This window comes from Chondromyces crocatus (assembly GCF_001189295.1).
Taxonomy (GTDB): Bacteria; Myxococcota_A; Polyangia; order Polyangiales; family Polyangiaceae; genus Chondromyces; species Chondromyces crocatus.
The window spans coordinates 894,772-918,309 of sequence record NZ_CP012159.1; the positions used below are offsets into that span (position 1 = coordinate 894,772).

Consider the following 23,538-nt stretch of genomic DNA (forward strand, 5'->3'; position numbering starts at 1 on the left):
AGTTCGCCGAGTGCGCGTGCGGGCGTAGGCTGCGCAGAACGTCCTCCACGGGTCGGCTTCCTCTTTGCAGAGGGCCAGCGCGGAGGAATTCACATGAAACTGACTCGTCTAGGAGGGATCTCGACGATCGTGGTGATGGGCGTCCTCGCGCTCGGCTGTCGCTCACGTGAGGAACAAGCCCTCGGGACGGAGCGCGAGCGCCCCGTCCAGGCGCCGCCGGCCACGCCCAACGTGCCCCCCGTGGTACCGCACGCCGAGCAGCCCCATACCCAGCAGCCCAGCACGGGGATGCAGCATGGTGCGGGCATGCAAGCAGGCCTCCGACCGGCCAACCAGATCGCGCAGGCGCGCTGCGAGCAGATGCAGCGGTGCGGCAACATCGCCCAGGGGAAGAAGTACGCGAACATGGACGCCTGCCTGAGCGAGGTCCGTCGGGACTGGCAGGAGGAGCTCAACGCCTATGAGTGTCCAGGCGGGTACGATCAGAAAGAGCTCAGCGAGTGCCTCTCCGAGCTGCGGAACGAGACGTGCAACAGCCCCTTGTCGCGTCTCAGCTCCGTCGTGGCCTGTCGGTCATCCGATATCTGCGAATGAAGCCGAGAGGTGGATGAGCATGACGACCTGACACCAGCGAGCCGTGGCAGGGCGCCCCGCAATCGCATGGACGCCCTGCCCCGGCTCAGCTTCCTCGTCCCGTCTCAGCCGGTGTTCCTCATCCCCGCCGCAATGCCGTTCAGCGTGAGCAGCAGCTCGCGATCCCGGACGTCGGCACCCGCGCGCTCGCTGCGGAGCAGCTCGATCTGCAGGTAGGAGAGAGGATCGACGTAGGGGTTCCTCAGTGCAATCGAGCGCTTCAGCGTGGGGTTCCCGTCCAGCAGCTTGCTCACGTCGAGTATCCGCTTGATCCACCGGCGCGTGAGCGCGTGCTCCTCGAGGATGCGCGGCGCGATCGCGTCACGGACGTCGGCGGGGGCGAGTTCGGCATAGCGTGCGAAGATGGAGATCTCCGACTTCGCGAGCACCATCTCCACACTGCTGAGCAGCGCGCTGAAAAAGGGCCAGGACGCCGCCATCTCGCGGAGCTGTGCGACGCCCCCCGGCTTTTTACCGAAAGAGGCCAGGCCGCTCCCCACGCCATACCACGCCGGCAGGATGGCGCGGTTCTGCGTCCAGGAGAACACCCAGGGGATGGCGCGCAACGACTCCATCCCTCCCGAGGCACGCTTGCTCGGACGAGAGCCGATGTTGAGCCGCGTGATCGCGTCGAGGGGCGTCGCCGTCGCGAAGAAACGCTCGAAGCGTGGATCCTCCCAGACGAGGGCGCGGTACGCGCGACGTCCACCCTCGGCCATCTCATCGAAGGCTGCCGCGTAGCGAGCATGCTGGGCGTCACCGGGTCGCGGCTGGACGTCGAGGGTGTGGAGCAGCGCGCCGCCGAGCACCAGCTCCAGCGTGCGCAGCGCAAGCTGGGGCCGCGCGTACTTGTGATCGAGGGCCTCCCCTTGCTCGGTGGCCTTGTAGCGACCTGCCACGGCGCCCGGCGGCAAGGCCAGGATCGCCTGCTGTGCCGGACCTCCGCCGCGCGCCACGCTCTCGCCGCGCCCGTGGAAGATGCGCAGCGCGATCCCTGCCTCTCGCGCGATTTCCGGCAGGGCCTCCTGCGTCCGCCGGAGGGCGGCGGCGGCGGCCAAGAGGCCGACCTCTTTGCTCGAGTCGCTGTACCCGATCATCACCTCCTGCGCGCCGCGGGCCTTCACGTGCTCGCGGTACTCGGGGTGGTCGAGGAGGGCGCGGACGATGTCCGCGCTGGCATTCAGCGCGTCGTGGGATTCGAAGAGGGGGACGATGTCGATGTGAGCCCCCGCCGTCCCCTTGATCCCCAGCCCGACCGCACGCGCGCACGCCAGCGCCGCGAGCACGTCGTCCGGGCCCTGGGTCATGGACAAGATCAAGGTCCTGCACGCTCTCTCCCCACCCTCCCGCTGTGCGCGGGCGATGGCGTCGAGGGCGCCGAGCAGCCGCGCGGCCCCCGAGGTCACCTCCACCGTCGTGGAAGACGAGAGTGTCCGCGCGGCAGCGCGGGCGTCCTCCGCGGGGGCGCGCGCTTCCAGCTCGGCGATGGAGAAGCCGAAGACCCGCACCCGGGCGAGCAGCGCGCGGACCTCCTCTGCGCCGGAGCGGGCACACCCCGCGGCCACGAGCGTGTCCGCCACCAGCGCGAGGTCCTTGGTGAGTTCCTCCGGCGCGCTGTACGCCGCCTCGTTGCCGGTCGGCGTCGCCGCGGGAGACTCGCTTCCGTGGCCGTCCATGCGCCGGCGCAGGAAAGCGCGCCGTGCCTCACCGAGCGCGAGCGTCGCCTCGAGCCGCGCCTGCACGAACCGGAGCTTGCGGCGCCACGGCTCCCCCTCGGTCCGTGGCGCCCAGGTAGCGGCCACGTCGGGCAGCCGCCGCGCGTCCTCGTCGAGGGACGCCAGCAAGGAAGGCGGAGGCGTCACGTGCCGGCTCGACTGCGATAGCGCATCCCCGAGCCGTGCCGCCGCCCGCACCAGCAGCCGGAGGCCGCGCACCCGGTACGCGAGGATGGCGTCTTCCAGGACCTCGGGCGTCACCCGAGGGTTCCCGTCCATGTCCCCGCCCACCCAGGAGTGGATCCGGACCGGGTTCGGCAGCGCGCCCAGCGGCTCGTTGTAGGCATGAGCGAAGGCGCGCTCGAGCTGATCCGAGACGTCGGGCAAGAGGTCCCAGAGGATCTCCTCGATGTACCAGGCGACGTTCTTCACCTCGTCCCCCACCGAGGGCCGCTCGTGTCGGATCTCGTCCGTCTGCCAGAGCGCGGTGATCTCTTCACGGGCCGCCGCGAGCGCGCGCTCCTGCTCGACCGGCGTGAGGGCGCAGCGGTCGCGCTGCTCCAGGTACTCCGCCAGCCGGAAGAGCTTCGCGAGCACGGTGCGCCGTGAGGCCTCGGTCGGGTGTGCCGTCACGGTGAGGGTGACCTCCAGCGACTGCGCCGCCTCGCGCGCCCGCTGCGCCGAGACGCCCGCGCGCCGGAGGGCGAGGAACGTCGCCTCCAGCGAGCCGCGCTGGGGCTCGGCGTCGGTTGCATGTGCGCGCGCTCGCCGGATGCGGTGGTGCTGCTCGGCCAGGTTGACCAGCCGGAAGTAGACGGTGAAGGCGCGGATGATCGGCTCCACCTGCTCGGCGGGGAGGGTCGCGAGCGCCTCGGCCAGCTCGGCGGCGGCCTGGGCTCGACCCTCGTGAGGGCCGCGTCGGCGGCGGATGGACAGGAGGCGGATGCGCTCTTCCTGGTCGAAGAGCGCCTGCCCTTCCTGCTCCCGGAGGACTTCACCGAGGAGGTGACCGAGCATGCGAACATCCCGGCGGAGCGGGCGGTCTATCTCGCGACGTCGTTGCATGGTCGCGGAGCATACCGCGTCGACGCGCCGCGTCGCCCCGCGCTAGGATGCGGCGGTCGTCCGCGAGCGTTAGATGGGAAACGAGGAGGCACGGTGAAAGAACGGTGGGTGACGGCGACGATGATGGCCTGTGTCCTGGCCGGCTGTTCGAACAACGCAGGGAACGGCTCGGCTCCAGTGCCCGACGTGACGCCGATCGATACGCGGCCCGTCGAGGCCACGCCGACGGCCGACGCGGTGCCTCCTGTGCCGCAGCCTTCGCCCAAGGCGCGCCCCGCGGCGGAGGAGACGACCGATGAGGCCCCGGCCTTCGAAGGGACGACGGCGCCCAGTGAGAAGCTGCGCACCGGCATCAAGGCGACCCCGGTCGTGAAGGATGTCCGCGCCGCGGCCAATGAAGGCTTCGATCGGGTGGTGCTCGATCTCGAGGGGCAGGCAGTGACCGGCTGGAAGGCCCGCTATCTCACGGGGCCTGCCGTGCGCTGTGGCTCGGGGGATCCCATCAAGTCCGACGCCAAGGCGCTCCTGGAGATCACCTTGCTGCCGGCGCAGGCCCACGACGACAAGGGCAACGCCACAGTGAAGGACCGCGAGCGCAAGCCAGGCCTCAAGGTGCTGAAGGAGCTGACGCAGGTGTGCGATTTCGAGGGTCAGGTGAGCTGGGTCCTCGGGCTCTCGGAGAAGGCGCCTTACCGCGTGCTGGAGCTGTCGAGCCCGTCGCGCATCGTCGTCGACGTCCGACGCTGAGCTGAACCGTCCCCCGAGGGCCGTGGTGAACCCGTCCGCTCCGGACGAAGTTCGGCGGCTCCCCTCCTCCTTTCGCTCCTCACAACAGACAGCGCCCCGCTCTTCGACCCCGCCCGCGGGGGCCGCGATGAGCCGATCCGTGGTGGACGCATCAACCCGTGGTGGAGGGGGATCTGGGGTCGCTTCGCTGCAAATTCCCTCAAAAATCCCGCTCGCCCGCGTCCAGAACGCCGGAGTGCCCTGTGAGAAAAAGTGAGGTGATTCACCTGCCCCTCCCAGGAAACGGCGCGGAGGTTGGCGGAACAGGTCGCGTCAGCGGCCGACGTGACCATGTCACGGCCGCGACCTGCCCCCGTCAGTCGCTGACGCGACCATGTCACGGTCGGGACCGGGGCCCATCAGCGGCCGACGCGACCATGGCACGAAATCCGATCCGGGGATGCGTTCGACGGTGCCTGGGTGAGCGCGCATCCAGAGCGCGTCACCCGTCGACCGCCTGTGGTGTTCCCGATGAACCCTCACGCCACGGCGGACGCTGACATCGAGGCAGGGGTGGACCGGGGCCTAGCCCCCCGATGGGTCGATCGGTCCCGCGCGCCAAGGGGTCGTCGGCACCTCCCGCCGGCAGGAGCCCGGGTGGACCTGTCCGCATCGCGCAGGGGACCGGCCAGCGCACGGGCGTGACCCGACGAAAAAACGAGCGCTGTGACCTGGTCCGGCGCAGAGGCCACGAGGTGGTCATCGTGGACGGATCAGAGGTCCTCGTTCTCCGCTGAACCAGGCACACGGAGCCCGTGCGGCGGGACCGCGCGCCGTCCCCACGGGGCTCTGGCGCCGCGTGGGTCAGCCGCCAGCGCTGGGCCGCCGCGCTGGCGCGCTCGACGCCGACTGCTCTGGCGGGAGACGACGCGCAGGGATCACGGGAGGCCGGAGCGCTGGAGGCTCCGCCGCGGCGCCCGGGCGGGGGATGTTCAGGATGCGCTTCGCCTTGATGAACGTCCCCTTCAGGTTGTTGGCGCGCTGGATAGCTTCCACCGTGACGCCATACCGCTTGGCGAGGATGCCCAGGGTCTGGCCGTTCTTCACGACGTGACGGATGTATTTCACCGCCGGTTGCACGACGCCTTGCTTCGCCAGAAAGCGGTGCGCGCGCGCGGCCGACGCCTGGGCGATGGGGCTGAAGAAGCGGATGTGCAGGTGGTTCGCGTGCCCTCGTGCATGACGGATGATCGGCCGCGGGCTGCGGGAGCCGTACTGGAAGACCTGATCGATCCAGGCGGGGTCTTCGCCGCTCGCCAGCGCGTACTCCCTAAGCAGGCGCTGCACGCCGGAGTCGATCAGGATCATCTCCACGTCGGTCTCGGTGATCAGGGCGCGGACGAACGCCCAGGAGCGCTCTCGGTCCAGGTTCTGCGCCGTCGCGCGGTGGAATCCGGGCTTCTGTGGCGTGAGGTAGTAGCTGATGTCGACGTCACGCCCGGCTTGGTGGCTGACGTGTGGAGAGAGCGGACCACCGTGCTTGGCGCTGATGTGGCCGAGGTACAGCGGGGGGCTGTCGGGGTGCTTCCGTCGCGTTGCCCGGATGGCGCGGACGAGGTAGTCGACGGTCTCCTGGGTGCCCCACGCGAAGGCGGGCGAGATGTGCGACCAGCCCTCGCCCTCGGGCATCTGCACGCCATTGAAGAGGCGTCCCGCGTTGGTGGCGCCGAGCGAGAGCGAGCCCAGCGAGGCCGGATCCTCGCGCACCATGCGCTCGATGTCGGCGTCGGTCAGCGCGGCGAGGGGGGAGACGGGCGGTTGAGCCCGCGCGCCTCCGGCCGACGCCTGCTCGCTGGTGTCGTCGACCTCGTCGTCCGGATCGTCCTCGCCCTCGTGGTCGCAAGCTTCGAGGTCGTCCGTCTGGCCATCCGCCGTGGCGTGGAGGGACGTGTCGGCTGATTCGGCTGCGCGCGACGAGGTGTCAGGACCCCCTGGCGGGTGCCCCGCGCCGTGTCGTGCCGTGCGCGCGGGGCTCGTCGCACACGCGCCCAGGAGCAGCACGATCCCGAGTGACCATCGCGGCATGGGGCGGCATGTTACCCGATCACCGCGCGGAGGGAACCCGCGGGCCGTCAGCGCATCCGTCCCCGTGACGCTTGGCACATCGCGTACGCGCCGTGTGTGCTTGGCGCGCTCCGTCGCGCTCGATCGCCGGAGAGCGCGTGTCGGTGTCACGCCGACGGACACGCACGCGGGAGTCCGCGTGGATGTGCCGTCAGTGTCCTCGATACCACGCGCACGGAGCGCTTCGCGTGCGCGGGTTCGCGCACGGTGTCGAGGTGGACGGCTCACGAGAGGTGCGTCGACGCACGCGGTGTGCGTCGACGCATGCAGTGTGCGCCGACGCGAGATGCACGCAGCGGCGCGCGATGCTCATTGCGGCGCAAGATGCGCCTCGCGACGCATGATGGGCGCCTCGCCGGATGGACAGCGCGCATCGCGATGCCCGTCGCCGTCCTGGCTTGCAGGAGGGACTCGTGACGTGACGAACAGACGAGCGTGCGCGCCTCGACGACATCGCGTGCGCACCTCGACGCCCCACCATGGGCTCACGACGACGCGACGAGCCACGGGCCATGCGCACCTCCGTGGGTTGTCCTGCGCTCCACGGTGGGGTCCTCGCCTCAGCCGCTTCACGGTGGCCCCCTTGCCCCCGGGCGCCGCCTGGTCTCATGCTGCCGCCGTGTCTCCGCGTCCTCCGAGCGGCCGCGCCGGACGGGCCGGCGGTGAGCATCCCGCGCCCCGGCCTTCGCGCACGTCACGCGCGGTGAAGGCCGCTTCTCCGCGGGCGAGCGCCCCGACCGCTCTCCAGACCGCGCGTCGACAGGCGCCGGCGTCGGCCCTCTCCAGGCCTGCGGCGCCCGGGCGAAAAGATCCGATGTCGAACACGCTCGGACGTGGCGGCGCGCCCGAGCGTCCTCAGGGACCACGACAGCCCGCCCTCTTCACCCAGCGCGTCGTCGCCGGCGATGGCCCGATCACCCTGGAGGGAGAGGTCGTTCGCGTCACCTTCGAGAACGAGGAAACGGGCTTTCGGGTCATCCGTGTCGGCGTCGACCCGGGCCAGCCGCCGGAGGTGTGGGTCGGCGTCATGCCGCCGGCGCCTCCGGGGACGCGCGTGCGCGCCACGGGCAAGTACGAGCGCGACTCGAAGCACGGCGAGCAGCTCCGCGTCGAGACCCTGCTCCCCATCGCCCCGAGCACCCTGCAGGGCCTCGAGCGCTACCTCGGCTCGGGCATGGTGCCCGGCATCGGTCCGGCCTTCGCCCAGCGCATCGTCGCCACCTTCGGCACCGAGACGCTCGAGGTCCTCGACCGCTCGCCCGAGCGGCTCTCGGAGGTGCCAGGCATCGGCGTCAAGCGCATCCAGGCGGTGGCCAAGGCGTGGGCCGAGCACCGCGCCATCGGCGCGATCATGATCTTCCTCCAGTCACACGGGGCGTCGCCGTCGCTCGCGTCCCGCATCTACAAACGCTTCGGACCCAAGGCGATCGAGGTGGTGTCCCGCGCGCCGTACCGGCTCGCCCTCGACGTGTGGGGTGTGGGCTTCAAGACGGCGGACAAACTGGCCCGCTCGATCGGGTTCCGCGAAGACTCCCCCGAGCGCGTGCAAGCCGGCGTGCTCCAGACGCTGAACGATCTGTCCACGCGCGGGCACGTCTACGCGGAGCGAGCCGAGCTGGCCGCGCTCGCCGCCGGGATGCTGGAGCGGCAGCCCTCGGAGGCCGAGACGGCGATCGACGCGCTCGCGCAGAGCCGACACGTGCGGATCGAGCAGCTCCACACGGGCGAGGCCGCGGTCTACCCGCGCGAGCTCCACGAGGCGGAGGTGCGGCTCGCGCACCGCCTGCACGCGCTCCTGCGCACGGAGGTGAGCGGGGGCGATCGGCTGGCCGCCGCCGCGAGCGATGCCATCGCCGCGTTCGAGGCGCAGGCCAAGGTGCAGCTCGCGGAGGCCCAGCGCGAGGCGATCGCGCTGGCAGCACGGAGCAAGGTGATGGTGATCACGGGAGGGCCTGGCGTCGGCAAGACGACCATCGTGCGGGCCGTGCTCTCCTGCCTCGACCGAGCCGGTGTGCGCACACGGCTCGCGGCCCCGACCGGGCGCGCCGCCAAGCGGATGAGCGAGTCGACGGGCAAGGAGGCGGTGACGCTCCACCGCCTGCTGGAGTTCGATCCGAAGCAGCGAAAGTTCAACCGCAACAAGGAGCGGCCGATCGACGCCGGTGCGCTCGTCGTCGACGAGGCGTCGATGCTCGATCTGACGCTCGCCGACGCCTTGCTGCAGGCCACCCCGAAAGGGTCACGGCTGATCCTGGTGGGCGACGTGGATCAGCTCCCCTCGGTCGGCGCCGGGGCGGTCCTCCGGGACGTGATCCGCTCGGGCGAGGTGCCGACGGCGCGGCTGACGCAGATCTTCCGTCAGGCCGAGGGCAGCATGATCGTGCAGAACGCGCATCGCATCCACGACGGCGAGAGGCCCGAGAGCGCGGAGGGCGCCGGGGGCGAGTTCTACGTCATCGAGCGCCGGGACGCGCCCGCGGCCGCCGAGACCATCCTCGACCTGGTGACCCGGCGCATCCCCCGAAGCTTCGGACTGGATCCACGCCGCGACGTGCAGATCCTCACGCCGATGCACAAGGGCGAGGCGGGGGCGATGGCGCTGAACGTGGCGCTCCAGGCCGCGCTGAACCCGACGGGGCCAACGGTGACGCGAGGGCAGAAGACGCTGCGGCTCGGTGACAAGGTGATGCAGCTCCGCAACGACTACGACCGCGAGGTGTACAACGGCGACGTGGGGTTCATCGTCGATGTGGACGCCGAGGAGCGGACGCTCCGGGTGCGCTTCGACGAGCGGGAGGTCGACTACGAGGAGGGGGATCTCGACGAGCTGACCCTCGCGTACGCGACGAGCATCCACAAGAGCCAGGGCAGCGAGTACCCGGCGGTGATCGTGCCGGTGCTGACGCAGCACTTCGTGATGCTGTCGAGGAACCTGATCTACACGGCGGTGACCCGAGGCAAGCGGCTGGTGGTGCTGGTGGCCGACCCGCGCGCCGTGTCGCTCGCCCTCGGGGAGACGAGGCGCGAGGAGCGGCGCACCCACCTCGCCGAGCGGCTGCGTGGCGCCGCTGAAACGCCGGACGAAGTGGGGGGATGATCCGCGCGGAGCGGAGGCGCTTCGCGCCAGGCCGAGGTCGAGATGCCAGCCGGACCAGGCTGTACTAGACTCTGGCGTGGGGGGATCGACGGCGGACCAGGGCGCACGCGTGGGCAGCCCAGGGGACGTCGCGACCAGCCCGCCACCACGTCGAACAGAGCCCGCGAGAAGATCGCAAAAAGGTCGAGATGACGACGAAAGCTCCCCCGTTGCCCGGCTGGTCCCTCCCTGCTAGCGTTCGCGCCCCTTCCACCCCGCGGATCGTCCGAGCCACCCGGGCTCAGGCTCTCAAGCGGGGTTGGGCTATCCCCACGGTGCGGCGCGCCTGGGCGGGAAACACCGGAGCAGCGACCATGGCAACGGGCAACGATCAGCAACAGCAAGCGGCAGGCCTTCAGATCTCGGGCGGTGCGGCCATCGTGGCGCCGGTCAGCGCGTTCCCGAGCGGTGTGCCCAACAACGCCATGGTGGTCATTCCCCTGAACAAGCCCACCGACGAGCTGAAGGAGATGCTCGAGAAGGGGCCCACGGCGCTCGCGGTCGACGACATGTGGAAGCTGCTCGGCTTCAACGGTCCGGCGGTGCAGGTGCAGGACGAACAGGGGCGCCCGATCGCCATCGGCCTGGAGGACCTCCTCGCCGGCCTGGAGAAGCACTGGGTCGAGAGCCAGGACGACCTGAACCGCGGCCGTATCTACGCGCAGGAGCTGCTCAAGTACAACCGCCTCGCGCGGGCCGAGCAGGTGCTCACCAAGATCGTCGCCAAGGGCGGCAACGGTGAGGACTGGCTGGCCCTCGGCATCGCCCAGCTCTCGCAGGAGAAGCTCGACAAGGCCGAAGGGACGCTCAAGGGGGCGCAGAACCTGCTCAAGACCAACCCCTACCCGTCGCTCCACCTCGCCAAGCTCTTCCAGCAGAAGAAGGAGACGGACAAGGAGCGCGAGTTCGTCGACAAGGCCATCCAGATCGACCACGGGTGCATCGACGCCTGGGCGTACCTCTTCCAGCACATCGCTCAGCAGAGCAACGAGGAGGAGGCCGCGAAGGAGCTCGAGAAGCTCGCGCCCGAGAAGAATCCGGCGCCGTTCATCGCGATCCAGGGCTTCTACGCCTCCAAGGAAGAGACGCGGGACAAGGCCATCGAGTACGCGAAGAAGGCCGTCGACAAGAACCCGGACGAGCCGCTCGCGCTGCTCTGCCTCTCCGCGCTCTACGGTCAGAAGGGCGATCTGGAGGCCGTGATGCGCCTGCTCCAGCCGCACGAGTCGAAGATGAGCCGCGACGTCCGGCTGGCGAACAACTACTTCGAGGCGCTCTTCCAGTCGCGCCAGATCGAGCGCGTCACCAAGCTCCTGAACGCGCTGGCCGGCTCGCCGACCAAGGAAGTGAAGCAGTTCGCCATCGAGCGCTCCAAGCTCGTCGCGCAGTTCCTGCAGCAGCAGCAGCAGCAGCTCGCCGCGGCGCAGCAGCGCAAGAACTGAGTGAACTGAGTGTCCGAGGGCGTCCCCCGCGCGGGGCGCCCTCTGCTTCGGGGGGCGCGCCACGTGAGAATAGGCGACCTCATCTCCGGCAAATACAGGCTGCTCCGGCCTCTCGGTGCTGGTGGCATGGGGACGGTGTGGGCGGCGCGCAACGAGCTCACGCACCGCGATTTCGCCATCAAGGTCCTCTTGCCCGAGCTGGCGCAGAACCGGGAGGCGCTGCAGCGCTTCTTCCAGGAAGCGCGGGTCTGCGGGCAGATCCGGCACCCGGCGGTGGTCGACGTGTTCGACGTGGGGCAGGCCGAGGATGGCGCGCCTTACATCGTGATGGAGCTGCTCGAAGGCGAGGGGCTGGATACGCGCCTCAAGTCGGCGGGGGCGCTCCCGCCTCACGAGGCCGCGGCGTGGATCGCCTTCGTGGCGCGCGGCCTGGAAGAGGCGCATGTCCGCGGCGTGGTCCACCGCGATCTGAAGCCCGCGAACGTGTTCCTCGCCGAGCAGCCCACGGGCGAGATCGTACCGAAGATCCTGGACTTCGGCGTCTCCAAGGCGAACGGCGTGCGAGGCGTGGACCACATCCGGACGCTGACGGGCGCGGTGCTGGGATCGCCGGCCTACATGAGCCCCGAGCAGGCCAGCGGGGAAGAGGAGATCGATGGCCGGAGCGATCTCTGGTCCCTCGGCGTGATGCTCTACGAGGCGCTCACCGCGCGGCATCCCTTCGAGGCACCGAACTACAACGCGCTGATGGTGGCGATCCTGAGCAAGCCCCACGAGCCGGTGCGCTCGCTCGCGCCGGCGGTGTCACCTGAGCTCGCGGCCGTGGTGGATCGCGCCCTGATCAAGGACCGTGATCAACGGATCGGGCAGGCGCGGGAGCTTGCGGAGCGGCTGGAGGCTGCGCTCGCGGCGATGCCGTCGAGCTTGCGTCAAGGTCCGGGAGGGTCGGGCCGCGGTGCGAGCGGGGCGCCTGTGTCGACACCAGCATCAGGGCGGCTCTTCGGCCGCGGGAGCGGTGGGCTCGCGGGCGAGGTGAGACGATGGCCCTCTCGTGCTCGTGGGCTCGCGCCGCTCGCGGCTGCGCTCGGAGCGCTGCTCCTCGCGGTGGGCGCCGTGCTCATGGCCACACAGCTGCGGCCAATCGCGCCCGTGGTCGCGCAAGCCACGGGCTCGCTTGCAGGACGGCTCGCGCCGATCAACGAGCGCCTGAGCGCATTGAAGACCGAGCTGAGGAGCCAGGAGAAGGTCCACGGTGAGGGGTCTGCGCGCGGTGAGACCGAGGAGCAACATCGGACGGAGCGAGCCGTCGAGACGACGAAGACACGAGTTTCCAAACCAACGCCAGCGCCGCGTCGCGTCCTGCGTGGCGGCGTGGAGAATCCGGGGTTCTGAGCCATGCGCGTCCTGCCCGTGCCGTGCCTGAGCGACAACTATGCGTACCTCGTGCACGCGGACGGCGCGCGCGAGGCCCTGGTCATCGATCCGTCAGAGGCCGCGCCCGTCATCGAAGCGCTCGACCGGGAAGGCCTGCACCTCGTCGCCATCGTCAACACCCACCATCACCATGACCATGTGGGGGGCAACGAGGCGCTGCGCGCAAAGTACGGAGAGCTGCCCGTCTATGCGCACGCCAGCGATGCAGGACGGGTGCCCGCGCAGACCGAGCGCGTGGAGGAGGGTGGATGGGTGCGTGCTGCTGGGCTCGAGCTGCGCCCGTTGCACGTGCCCGGTCACACCATGGGGGCGGTATCGTATCACGTCGAAGACGCGGTGTTCACGGGCGACACCCTGTTCATTGCGGGGTGTGGGCGCTTGTTCGAGGGCACGCCGGAGGACATGGTGACGTCGCTCGACAAGCTGGCGGCGCTTCCGCCGACGACGCGCGTGTACTGCGGGCATGAGTACACGGTCGGCAATTTGCGGTTTGCCCAGTCGATGGAGCCCGAGAGCGAGGCCATCGGGCGCAAGCTGACCGAAGCGAAGGCAGCCCGTGAGCGTGGAGAACCCACGGTCGGCTCGACCCTGGCGGAGGAGCTGGGGACCAACCCGTTCCTGCGTTGCGACGTGCCTGCGATGCGCTCACGCTTTCCTGGCAAGAGCCGCACCGAGGTGTTCGCTGCCGTCCGGCAGGCGAAGGACTCGTTCCGGTAAGCGCGAGACGCGGCGCAGGGCGCGGCATCGACCCCGCATGCCGACCTGTGCTCACCCGGCTCGTCCGGGATCCTCGGCGAGGCGCTCTGCAAAACATCCGTGGGGTGCGACCCTCGGGAGCGCAGGTGCCGATAGGTCCCGAGCCCGGGTACGCAGCACTAGGCCTCGCGCAGCCGGGCCGGATTCTGTACCAATGGGGCATGCACCGCCACGCCCCCATCTTCGGCTTCAACGACGCCAGAGGGTCGATCGTTCACGAGGTGGTTCACCGGGTGCTGAGTTCCACCCGGGAGCCTTTGCTCACGCTGAACGACGCTGCGTACCACGAGGTCAAGCGGTTGGAGGGGGTGAAGGGGCCCGAGGGCGCGCGCGAGCTCGGGGAGTGGCAACGCGTCGCCCGCACGATCAGCCGTATGTCGGAGGGGGAGCGGCAGCGCTTGCTCCGTGATCATGCCGAGCGCATTGCGTGGGATGTCGCGGGGAACTTCGACGAGCGGGTCTACGATGTGTCGACCCGCCTGGTGCCGCCGCTGGTGACCGCGCTGCTGGCACCGCGCAAGCTCGCGACCCTGGCGCGCGATCCGAAGGCGCTGGTCAGCCTGGACGCGCTGGCGGACAAGGTGGTGGTCGAGGGGCCGCTCGAGGAGCTGCGAGCGCTGATCCACCAGGGGACGGTCGTCTACGTGCCGACGCACCTCTCGAACATGGACTCGATCGTCTTCGGCTACGCGCTGGAGCGCGCGGGGTTGCCACCCGCAACCTACGGTGCAGGCAAGAACCTGTTCACGAACCCGATCCTTTCCTTCTTCATGCACAACCTCGGCGCGTACCGGGTCGATCGGCGGATCCGGCACGGGTTGTACAAGGATGTCCTGAAGACCTACTCCTGCGTGCTGCTGGAGCGCGGCTACCACTCGCTCTTCTTTCCAGGTGGCACGCGCTCGCGCTCGGGAGGCGTGGAGCGTCGGCTGAAGCTGGGGCTCGTGGGTAGCGCGTTCGAGGCGTACACGCGCACCTTGCTCGCCGGTGCAGAGCGCCGGATCTTCTTCGTGCCTGCGACGATCAACTACCTGATCACCCTGGAGGCGGAGACGCTGATCGCGGACTTCCTGTCCGAAGCTGGCAAGGGGCGGTTCATCATCGAGGATGACGAGTCGACCCGGGTGGGTCGGGTGGCCGCGTTCATGCGCAAGCTGCTCGGGATGGATGGCGCGGTCGTCATCCGGTTCTCGAGCCCGCTGGATCCCTTTGGCAACCGCGTCGATCCACGAGGGCGCTCGTACGACCTGCGGGGACGTGAGGTCGACCCGGCGAGCTACGTGCGCGACCTGCGGGGCGACGTCGTGCTCGATCCTCCGCGGGATGCACAGTATGCGCGGGATCTGGGAGAGGAGATCTGCCGCGCGTACGCGAGGGACACGGTGGTGATGGCGACCCACCTGGTCGCGACGGCGGTGATGCAGCGGCTGAAGCGGCAGACGCGAGGCGCGGACCTTTTCCAGGTGCTCCGCCTGCGCGAGACGGTGATCCCGCGCGACGATCTCGCCGCGGAGGTCGTCGCGCTGCGCGATCGGTTGCGCGGGCTGGAGGCACAGGGGTGTGTGAGGCTCGGGCAGGACACGCGGCACGGCACGGGCGGGGAGCTGGTGGAGCGGGCGCTGCGTGCCTTCGCCGGCTACCATGCGGCGCCCGTGCTCAAATCTCAGCCCGACGGGATCGCCGTCTGTGACACCAACTTGCTGTTCTACTACCAGAACCGCCTCGCGGCGCACGGCGTGGCGTGGGACGTACTCGCGCCGCCTGGTGTCCCCGCGGGTCTCGGGGTGCGGCCGCCGCCTCCCCCGCTCCGCGTCACGGCTACTGGATCGACGTCGACCGAGAGTGTGTCGGCGAGCCAGGATGTCGCGGCCGCTCACGGGGCGGCTGCCGGGGGGATGACATGAGCCACGAGCCGCGGATCAAGGTGGGTGTCATCGGCGGTGGCACCTGGGGGGTGGCACTGGCGCGGGCCGCTCGGAGGGCGGGAGCGGAGGTGATCCTGTTCTCGCGGCGCGAGCAGCCCGAACTGCGTGAGGGGAGCGGCGAGGGGCGGCCCGAGCTGACCCGGGAGTACGCTCGGGTTTCGCAGGCACGCCTGCTCATCGTGGCGGTCCCTTCGAGCTCGGCGCAGGTCGCGCTGCGCGCCCTCGGCGATCACCTCGACGGTGGTCACGCGGTGGTGCACGGGGTGCGTGGGCTGACGGGCGACGAGTTGCAGACGATGTCGGACCTGATCCGGGACGAGACTCCGGTGAGGCGGGTGGGGGCGCTCGGAGGACCGGTGCAGGCCGACGAGCTGCTGCGCGGTTTGCCGTCGGCGATGTTGTGCGGCTCTCCTTTCCCCGAGGTGCTCGCGACCGTGAACCGCGCCTTCCAGTCGAGCGGCTTGCGGGTGTACGGCACGTCGGATCTGCGCGGGCTCGAGTGGGCTTCGGCGCTGGTCGGCTGTCTGGCCGTGGGCGTCGGCTTCGCTCAAGAGGCGGGCGCCGGACCGGGGCTGCAGGCCGCGTTGATTTCTCGAGGGGTCGAGGAGGCCGCGCGGATCGCCGCAGCGGCCGGCGCGGAAGAGCGCACGATGCTGGGCCTCGGCGGCTACGGGGATCTGCTCGCCTCGATCGGGCTGGAGGGGCGTCCAGAGGTCGTGCTGGGTCGCGCACTGGCGCGCGGGCGCTCCATCGAGGAAGCAGTCCTGGAGGCGCGCTTGCGGGTGGAGGCCATCCCGCTGATCCCCCGGGTGGTGCAGTTCGCGCGGTCGCGCGGGGTGCAAGCCGGGACCTTCGAGGCGCTCGAGCGCGTGCTGGAAGGCGATCGACCCGTCGCGCTCGTGGAGCGGTTGTTCGCTGCGTGAGGCGGGGTCGTCGGCCACCCTCTGAAGGTTCACGGCGGCGCTTCCCCGGCGCAGCGCCGGGGCCGATGCGCTAGAGAGGCGGCATGACGACGCGTCGTGCCGAAGCCCTCCTCCTCGACATGGACGGGCTGCTCGTGGACTCGGAGCCCTTGTGGTTCACGATCGAACAGGCGTTCTGCCGTGCGCGGGGGTTCGAGTGGACCGAAGCGGACGCCGTGACCTGCCTCGGTCGCGGGCTGCGGGCAACGATTGCCGAGATGGGGGAGCGGTTCGGGTTCCCGCTGGATCTCGATCGCGACACCGCGTGGGTCATGGATCGGTTCATCGAGCAGGTGGGTGAGCTGGTGCTCAAGCCGGGCGCGGAGGCGCTCCTCGATGCGGCGGAGGAGCAGCAGGTGGGGCTTTCGCTCGCATCTTCGTCCCATCGACGGCTCGTGGGCGCGGTGGTGGAGCGCTTCGGGCTGCGCGCGCGGCTCGGGTCGATCGTGACGGGGGAAGACGTGCAGCACCTCAAGCCTGCGCCCGACATTTTCTTGCGGGCGGCGGCGGAGCTGGGGGTACCGGCCGCGCGGTGCGCGGTCCTCGAAGACTCGCTGGCAGGAGCGACCGCGGGTCGAGCGGCGGGGGCGATCGTGATCGCTGTCCCGGAAGGCGCTGCTGCGGGGCGTGGGTTCGAGGACGTGGCGGACGTTTGCGTCGAGGATCTGTTCGCAGCGGGGCGCTGGCTCGGGCTCCTGCGCTGAAGCAGAGCAGCTCGAGGCGTGAGCTGATGGTCACTCCGCTGCAGGAGTCAGCGCGCCGAGGTCGGGCCTCACCCGCTTCACGCCCATCAGATCGCGTATGGGCAGCTCCTGGGCGTCACCCTGGGCGGTGAAGAGCGACGAGCGTTGCTTGGGACGGAAGTCCGGTCGAGCAGGGTTCAGCTTCCACCAGCTCCCATCGAGGAGCACCCACGGCTCATCGCCGTTGCGCACGAACTCGGCGGCCACGCGCGCGCGCGTGACGCCGAGCGTCGCATTCTTCTCGGGGAGGGAGATCGCCAGGCTTTTGAAGGCGGGCGCGGTGCCGTCGTACACCACCTGATTGAGGACGTTGTGGCTCGCGTCGAACTTGTAGACGGCGGTGGGGGCGATCTCCAGGGAGTTCGTCCCGTCGTTGATGAGGATGTTGTTGCGGACGCGGCAGCCAAAGCTGCCCGGACCGCACTGGATGGCGGCGCGGCTCGACCGGCTCATGATGACCGTGTTGTTGCGGAGGACCACGTGCTGGCAGCCCCAGAGCGGGAGGGTCTCGGGGCCACTCACCTCCGCGGCCGTGCGCGGGCCGGGCTTCACCAAGGGCTCGTCCCACAGGTTGTCGTCGTTCCAGAGCGCGATGCCTGCGGACTGGTTTCCGTAGATCAGGTTGTTCTGGATCAGCGACTCCGACAGGCCGGCGGCGTTGATGGCGGCGCCGCCAGCCTGACCGTTCCCGTTGAGCACGTTCTCCTCGATGATGAAGTTGACGCCTCTGCCGTCGGGGAAGCCGTGTTCTCCGAAGCGCTGGGTCGCGGTGCGCAGGAGGTTCTCCGCCCAGGCGCGGGTCGACTCGCGCCCGTACCCGCGGAAGGACGGGTGCGTGAGCAGCTCCTCGATCGAGGACTCGGGATCCAGGTTGGCCTGGAACCCACCCGCGTGGTTGGCGAAGAAGACATTACGGCGAACGACCCAGTTGTCGGAACCATCGGAGGCGTAGGCGCCATGCTCCTCGGCCGAGTGCGAGAAGAGGTTGCCCTGGAGCAGCACGGAGTGCGTGTCGGTACCGTGCAGGCCCCACTTCCGGTGGTGATGCGAGAAATTGTCGAGCACGACCACGTGGTGGGCAAGCTTGCTCGTACGCCCAAAGGAGCCGTCGATCATGATGCCCGCGCGAGGCGCGCGGCCCTGGGCGGCTTGCTGTCCTTGACGGCGAGGCTGGCTGGCGCCAGCGACGTTGAACCCGTCGATGATCACGTGGTGGGCCGCCTGGAGATAGATCATCCAGTTGGGATCCTCGACGCTGGGCCGGTCGATGACGACCTCGCCGGGAGCACCGAGCGCCTTGATGTGGATGTAGCTCCCGTCTTCCGCGCTCGCCTTGTCCCCGAGCACGAAGCCGACGTAGCTCCCGGGCAGCACGGCGATCAGATCTCCGCCCTCCGCCGCGTTCGCAGCGTCCTGGAGGTTGTCGAACGACTGCGACACGGGGTACTCGACGGTCTCCGTCGTCGGCTCGCGGTTGTTGAGCGCGAGTCGCGGGATGCGCACCGAGGGCTGCTCGGGCTTGCCGACGAGGAGCACGCGGCGGTGACGGTCCTGGATCTGGAACGTCTGCGACACCCAGTGATCCGAGTCCTGAGTGCGGATGAAGGCGGTCGGGCCGAGGCCCTGCCTCGGTCCTGTCTTGCCTGGTTCGCCCGTCGAGCCGTCGATGGGTCGCGGCACGGGCGGCGTTCGATCGGGCGGAGGTCCCGGGACGGGGATCTCCCGCGCACACGACGCGACGCCGACGGCGCTCAAGAGCAGGACCGATTTCCACCGCTTGTCACGCATGATTCACCCCGGCCTCCTCGTGGATACCGCGATCATCCGCGCGTGTCATTCGCTGCGGGCATGGCTCCACTGAAGGGTCGCCCACACCGCGCGGCCTGGGAGCGGGAAGCCGAGGAAATCGCTGAGGGGCAGTGCCACGGCGCGCGTCGTGAGCGCCGAGCCCGTGTGGAGCACGCGGAGATCGAACAGGTTGTTCACGTCGATGCTCGCCTGGACACCAGGGAGCCAGGGGACATCGAGCGCCGCGCCGACGCCGTGCAGCACCCGCGGCGGCAACACCACCGTCCCTCCTTCGTCGACGGTGGTCCCCGCGACGGCGTCGAGGTTGTAGCGCAGGACGACGGGGCCGAGACGGTACGCTGCGTCGTAAGCGAGGTCGTGCGCTGGTCGGCCAGGGAGAGGTCGGCCGGTGGTGAGCGGGTCGTCGCCGGTGTTCCGTGCGCTCAGCAGGGTGTAGCTGATGGAAGTGCGGAGGCGTCGCGCGGACAGGGTGACCAGCAGCTCCGCACCGAGAAGCGTCCCCCGGTCGAGGTTTTCTGCCCGGAAGGTGCTCCTGCCGAGCGGGACGAAGGCGATCAGATCGCGTGCAGCCGTCGCGAAGCCGACGGCTTCGTAGGAAAGCCGGACCTGTCCGGTCCCCACCTCCCCTTGCAGTCCGGCGTCCATGGAGAGGGCGCGCTCCGGGCGGAGCGTGGGATCGCCTCGGAGGGTGCCGCGGTTGCCATAGAGTTCGACGAAGCCGGGTGAGCGGCGCAGCGCTCCGGCATGCACCGCGAGCACCGCGGCCGGGGTGAGCGTGAGCATCGCGCCCACGTGGCCGCTCGGGGCCAGCTCCGCGGATGGGTTGCCCTCCGCCTCGTCCCGGCGGGTGTCGACGCGGGCGGTGGCGGTGACCGCCAGCGGGGAGCCCAGCCGCGGTAGATGAGGGCGCCAGACCGCGTCGACCCCAGCGCCCCCTGCCAGGCGCTGCGCCTCGATCTGCGCGAGCGCGCCAGGCGAGAACTTCTCGGCGCGCCCGTCCACCACGACGCCGACGGAGAGGGAGTCGAGCGGGTGACCTCGCCACCCGAGCTGCGCTCCGGCAGCTTCGATGGCTTCCTCGACGTGGGCGCCGGGACGCAGCGGATCGAGTTCACCGAGAGGATCGGAGAACACGCTGCCTTCACGTCGTACCCACACGAGGGCGCGCGCCGCGGACTGCGCGCCGGTACGAGCGATCGCGTCGACGCCGACGGCCACGCGTGTGAGGTCGAGACGAGAGACCGTCGTCGGGCTCTCGGCGGCGCCAGGGAGGCCTTGCCGGCGGACGTCGCCGAACACGAGCGCGCCCACCGAGCCCCAGCCGAGATCCACGGAGACCCGCGCGAGGCCGCTGACCGAGCGGTAACCCGCGTTGCTGCGGGTGAGTGGTCGAGGCGCGCCGGTGATCGGATCGGCCAGCTCGAACGGGAAGGCATTGTCGGCTCTCCCGGCGGAGAGGCCGGCTGCCACCGTCACCGGGCCAGTGCGGCGTGTCTCGCCAACGCGAAGCTTGAGGGCGCCGAAGGAGCCCGCGGCGGTCCACCAGGTGGTCCGCTCACGCGCCGCGGCGGAGGGGGGCTCGATCGCGAGCACGCCACCCAGGTAGCCGGTGGTACCCAGCGCGGCGGGCGCGAAGCCACGGTGCACGCGAAACGACGCGCCAGGCCAGAGAGGGAGGGAGCCGATGTCGAGGGAGGGATCGGCGGCGCTCGTCAGCGGGATGCCTGCGAGGAAGACACCGACCTGAGAAGAGGCGGCGCCGCGCACCGACAGCGTCCCGAAGGAGCCGTCCGCGCCCAGTCGTCGCACATGAACGCTGGGCAGTCCGGCGAGGACCGCCGCGGCGTCGAGGGGGGCGCGTGGGCTCTCGTCGACGGTCGCGCGGGTCGTGTAGCCGCCCGAGGCATCGCCGCGGACGGTGACCTCGAGACCGCTCTCCGAGGGGAGCGATTGTGCACGCGCGTCGTCGCTGATGCCGATCAGGAGAGCCCCGATGAGGAGCACGCCGATCTCTGACCAACGCTTGGACGAGGTGGCGCGCCAGCGCACGTTGGTGTGGTCAGACCCGTTCGCACAGGACGGCGAACGTTCCCCGAGTATCAACCCCTGCGCACCGAGCACCTGCACACGCTTTCCCGAATGGCCGGACCTCTGTTACGACGTAGGCATGAAGGCGCTCAAGCTTTTCACGAGTACCGCGCTTGCAACGGCCACCCTCCTCTCCGTCGCCCCGGAGGCCGCGGCCTCGATCAAGAACCCCAACGATCACCCGCAGTACCGTGCGGAGCTGGAGCCGCACATCAACTCCATCTTCTGGCGCTACAACTACGCTGGCGCTCCGCGTGGTCGGTTTCGTTCCTTTGGTGATCCCGAGTTTGGCGCGGGCTTCCGGGCATCCATCGAGCTCGCCGACCCGGCCTTCATCCCGAAGCTGAACAACACGGTCGCCATCTCGTTCGGCGTCGACTTCACGAACTGCCAGTATTGCCGGGAAGACTTCTGGGTCTGGGTCCCGGTGACGTTGCAATGGAACTTCTTCTTCAACGACAAGTGGAGCGCCTTCGGTGACATCGGGGCTGTCCTTCGAAGTGACGGGTTCTTTGCCGACGTGTACGCCGACCCTGCGTTCATGCTGGGCGGGCGTTACCATTTCAACGATGACATTGCGCTCACGCTCCGAGCGGGTTTGCCGTTCATCACCTTCGGGGTGTCGTTCTTCGTCGGACGCTGAGCGGGGCGCCTCCGGAGGGGGGCGGACCACCCTCTGAAGGGATCGGGCGGCCGGTCTACCACGTCGCAGGGAGTTTCCCTCGAGGGTAGCAGGTGTGCGTCCGGTCCCTTGGAGGTCCACCCGAGGCCCCTCGTCAGGCGCATTTTCTGCGGGGCGGCTGCTCGTCAAGCGGGGGAGTGCTTGCTTCGTGCGGAAGGCCTCGGCCCCAGTTAGACTCCTGGGAGATGGCCGCCTGGTACGTCGTTCTGGGATTCGTCGGGCTCGCCCTGCTCATGGTGGTCCATGAAGCGGGGCATTTCTTGGCTGCGCGCGCCTACGGGATGCGTGTGCTCAAGTTCTCCATCGGCGTGGGGCCTACGTTCTTCAAGATCATCCCGCAGGATGGGTACTTCTGGTTCACGACGGCCGCGGGGAAGGTGCGCTTGCGCCTGGGCCGCCACGATCCGGAGCGCCACGGGCCGACGCACTACCAGTTCGCGATGATCCCCCTGCTCGCCTACGTCCAGATCGCGGGGATGAACCCGCTCGAAGACGTGGATCCCAACGACAAGGGCAGCTACGCGAACGCCAGCTTGATGGGCCGCATCGTGGCGATCTTCGCTGGGCCTGCAGCGAACTACCTGTTCGCGTCCGTCCTCTTTTTCGCGAGCCTGATGATCGGGGGCAAGCTGGTCGTGGTCGATGGAAAGGTCGTCCGCTCCACGGACGTCGACATCGTGCCCGATTCTCCCGCGGCAGCCGCACAGATGCTCGATGGCGACAAGATCGTCGAGGTCGCTGGCACGCCGGTGCAGGACTTCGACAAGATGGCCGAGATCATCTCGAAGAACCCGGACACGCCCTTGGTGCTCGGGATCGAACGGGCAGGGCAGCGGCTGGACATCCCGATCACGCCGCGCAACGACAACGGCAAGGGCCGGATTGGCGTCAGCGCACGCACGATGAAGGAGCCGGTCGGCGCCAAGGAGGCCGCCGTCCTCGCGATCACCATGCCGCCCACGGTGGTGAAAAACTTCATCGTCGGGCTCGGGCAGTGGATCACGGGCAAGGTGCAGGGCGAGCTGGGGGGGCCAAAGCGGGTCATCGAGGAGACGGCCAACGCCGCGAAGCGGGGTCTGTCCGAGTACCTGGAATTCCTCGGAGCCCTCTCGGCCTACCTGGGGGCGTTCAATCTATTGCCATTCCCCGCCCTGGATGGTGGCCGACTGATGTTCCTTCTCTATGAGGCGACGACCCGGCGCCGTCCCAACGCGACGCTCGAGATGTACATCCACTTCGCCGGTTTCGTGATGCTGGTGGCCCTCGTCATCTGGGTGACGATCTTCAACGATTTCGGCGTCGGATCGAAGTAAATCGGCGCGTGCGTTCGCGTCACCTTCCGCGCCTGGCCAGCGCACTCCTGGGACTCGCCGCGGCCCGCTCCGCGGCGGCTCAGGGCACCCCCAGCTCCGTCATGAGCTCGCTGGAGGAAGAGCTGTCCGTCTTCGATCCTCCGGCTCCCCCGACGCTGCCGGGGCTGACCCGTCGCGATCTGACCTTCACCTTCGAGACCACCATCGCCGTCATCGATCCGCAACCGCCGAGCACGGGGGCTGCATACGGCTGGTCGGCCCACGGTGAGATCGAGATGCCGCTGGTGCCACGTCGCTGGTTCGTCGGCGGAGCGCACGAGATGGCTGCGGCGGCGCTGCCAGGGGTGGGGAGCAAGATTCTCCTCGGTAACCCCGAGTTCTGGCTGCGTGGTGTCTGGTCGAGCGTGCGAGGGCTGGCGTCGGGGGGTGGGTTTGGTCTCGTCGTGCCCGCGCCGCGCAACCCGTCGGAGGCGGAGCAATATGTACTCGAGGCAGCGCGGACGGTGCGCCCATGGGATGCCGCCTACTTTGCTGACACGACGCTCGTGGCGCGCCCTTGGTTCGACATCCGCCTCGTCACCGGCCCGTTCATCTTCCAGTTCCGTCAAGGGCTGGACTGGTCGCTGGTGCTGCGCTCGCTGCGGCCCAGGGAGCCGCGTTACGATCTGACGGCGCGTGCCACCTTTTACTTCGGCTATCGCGCCTCGGAGGCCATCGGCTTGGGGCTGGAGGTGTGGGAGGTCTACCAGCTATCGGCTGATCCCAGGGTGAAGGATGACCAGCGGGCGTCGTTCGCGGTCTCGCCCAGCATCCGCTTCATGTTCCCGTGGGTGCAGCCGGCGTTGAGCATGCTTTTCCCGGTGACGACGCCGCTTCGCGGTGACGTGAACGGCTATTACGCGCTGCGCCTCAACGTCGGATTCTCCTTCCCGACGGGTCGACGGAGCGAGCCTGCCCCCGGTTTGTAGCGCGCCGCGTCGTGGAC

Annotated in this window: 16 protein-coding genes; 12 read left to right on the plus strand and 4 right to left on the minus strand. The window is 69.5% G+C overall.

Translation table 11 applies throughout. The features are described from left to right. Positions 1–93 precede the first annotated feature (93 nt). Entirely contained in the window at positions 94–594 is a 501-nt protein-coding gene (locus CMC5_RS03460) for a DUF6184 family natural product biosynthesis lipoprotein (protein WP_156338137.1), read from the plus strand. Positions 595–698: 104 nt separating this feature from the next. On the opposite strand, the gene CMC5_RS03465 is transcribed toward CMC5_RS03460, so the two are convergent. Next, positions 699–3,413: a phosphoenolpyruvate carboxylase gene (locus tag CMC5_RS03465; protein WP_050429078.1), complete on the minus strand. Its 2,715-nt coding sequence runs from the start codon at positions 3,411–3,413 to the stop codon at positions 699–701. Between the two features lie 93 nt (positions 3,414–3,506). Here CMC5_RS03465 and CMC5_RS03470 point away from each other — a divergent pair, with 93 nt between their 5' ends. Then, positions 3,507–4,160, plus strand: coding sequence for an AMIN-like domain-containing (lipo)protein (locus CMC5_RS03470; RefSeq protein ID WP_050429079.1), 654 nt, complete (start codon positions 3,507–3,509; stop codon positions 4,158–4,160). A gap of 843 nt (positions 4,161–5,003) precedes the next feature. Here CMC5_RS03470 and CMC5_RS03480 read toward each other — a convergent pair. Beyond that, positions 5,004–6,200 (minus strand): LysM peptidoglycan-binding domain-containing protein, encoded by a 1,197-nt coding sequence (locus tag CMC5_RS03480; RefSeq protein WP_245678264.1) that lies wholly within the window; start codon positions 6,198–6,200, stop codon positions 5,004–5,006. Between the two features lie 877 nt (positions 6,201–7,077). Between CMC5_RS03480 and recD2 the strand changes: the two genes are divergently transcribed. The 7 genes from recD2 to CMC5_RS03515 all read left to right on the plus strand — a co-directional run bounded on the left by recD2 (position 7,078) and on the right by CMC5_RS03515 (position 16,622). After that, positions 7,078–9,360, plus strand: coding sequence for an SF1B family DNA helicase RecD2 (recD2, locus tag CMC5_RS03485; protein ID WP_245678265.1), 2,283 nt, complete (start codon positions 7,078–7,080; stop codon positions 9,358–9,360). Positions 9,361–9,713: 353 nt separating this feature from the next. Then, entirely contained in the window at positions 9,714–10,841 is a 1,128-nt protein-coding gene (locus CMC5_RS03490; protein ID WP_050429082.1) for a tetratricopeptide repeat protein, read from the plus strand. A 63-nt stretch (positions 10,842–10,904) separates the two neighbouring features. Beyond that, on the plus strand, positions 10,905–12,233 hold the full coding sequence (locus CMC5_RS03495; RefSeq protein WP_156338140.1) for a serine/threonine-protein kinase: 1,329 nt from the start codon (positions 10,905–10,907) through the stop codon (positions 12,231–12,233). Positions 12,234–12,236: 3 nt separating this feature from the next. Continuing rightward, positions 12,237–12,992 (plus strand): hydroxyacylglutathione hydrolase, encoded by a 756-nt coding sequence (gene gloB, locus CMC5_RS03500; protein ID WP_050429084.1) that lies wholly within the window; start codon positions 12,237–12,239, stop codon positions 12,990–12,992. A gap of 200 nt (positions 12,993–13,192) precedes the next feature. After that, the gene (locus CMC5_RS03505; RefSeq protein WP_050429085.1) at positions 13,193–14,935 is read left to right on the plus strand and encodes a 1-acyl-sn-glycerol-3-phosphate acyltransferase; all 1,743 of its coding nucleotides are present in this window, start codon (positions 13,193–13,195) and stop codon (positions 14,933–14,935) included. Continuing rightward, entirely contained in the window at positions 14,932–15,879 is a 948-nt protein-coding gene (locus tag CMC5_RS03510) for an NAD(P)-binding domain-containing protein (protein WP_050429086.1), read from the plus strand. Before CMC5_RS03505 ends, CMC5_RS03510 begins: the two co-directional genes overlap by 4 nt. Before the next feature lie 83 nt (positions 15,880–15,962). After that, complete coding sequence (locus CMC5_RS03515) at positions 15,963–16,622, plus strand: HAD family hydrolase (RefSeq protein ID WP_050429087.1); 660 nt, start codon at positions 15,963–15,965, stop codon at positions 16,620–16,622. Between the two features lie 30 nt (positions 16,623–16,652). Here CMC5_RS03515 and CMC5_RS03520 read toward each other — a convergent pair whose 3' ends face one another. Both CMC5_RS03520 and CMC5_RS03525 read right to left on the minus strand, forming a co-directional pair. Further along, a complete protein-coding gene (locus CMC5_RS03520) occupies positions 16,653–18,449 on the minus strand; it encodes a right-handed parallel beta-helix repeat-containing protein (RefSeq protein WP_050429088.1) in 1,797 nt (598 codons plus the stop codon). A gap of 45 nt (positions 18,450–18,494) precedes the next feature. Next, entirely contained in the window at positions 18,495–20,519 is a 2,025-nt protein-coding gene (locus tag CMC5_RS03525) for a TonB-dependent receptor domain-containing protein (RefSeq protein ID WP_218920224.1), read from the minus strand. Positions 20,520–20,637: 118 nt separating this feature from the next. Here CMC5_RS03525 and CMC5_RS03530 point away from each other — a divergent pair, with 118 nt between their 5' ends. From CMC5_RS03530 to CMC5_RS03540, 3 genes are all read left to right on the plus strand, one after another. Beyond that, positions 20,638–21,201 carry a hypothetical protein gene (locus CMC5_RS03530; protein WP_050429090.1) on the plus strand — a complete coding sequence of 188 codons (564 nt, stop codon included), beginning with the start codon at positions 20,638–20,640 and terminating at the stop codon, positions 21,199–21,201. Positions 21,202–21,425: 224 nt separating this feature from the next. Beyond that, positions 21,426–22,553: a M50 family metallopeptidase gene (locus CMC5_RS03535; RefSeq protein ID WP_050429091.1), complete on the plus strand. Its 1,128-nt coding sequence runs from the start codon at positions 21,426–21,428 to the stop codon at positions 22,551–22,553. Positions 22,554–22,561: 8 nt separating this feature from the next. Continuing rightward, positions 22,562–23,521 carry a hypothetical protein gene (locus tag CMC5_RS03540; protein WP_245678266.1) on the plus strand — a complete coding sequence of 320 codons (960 nt, stop codon included), beginning with the start codon at positions 22,562–22,564 and terminating at the stop codon, positions 23,519–23,521. The last annotated feature ends 17 nt before the right edge of the window (positions 23,522–23,538 follow it).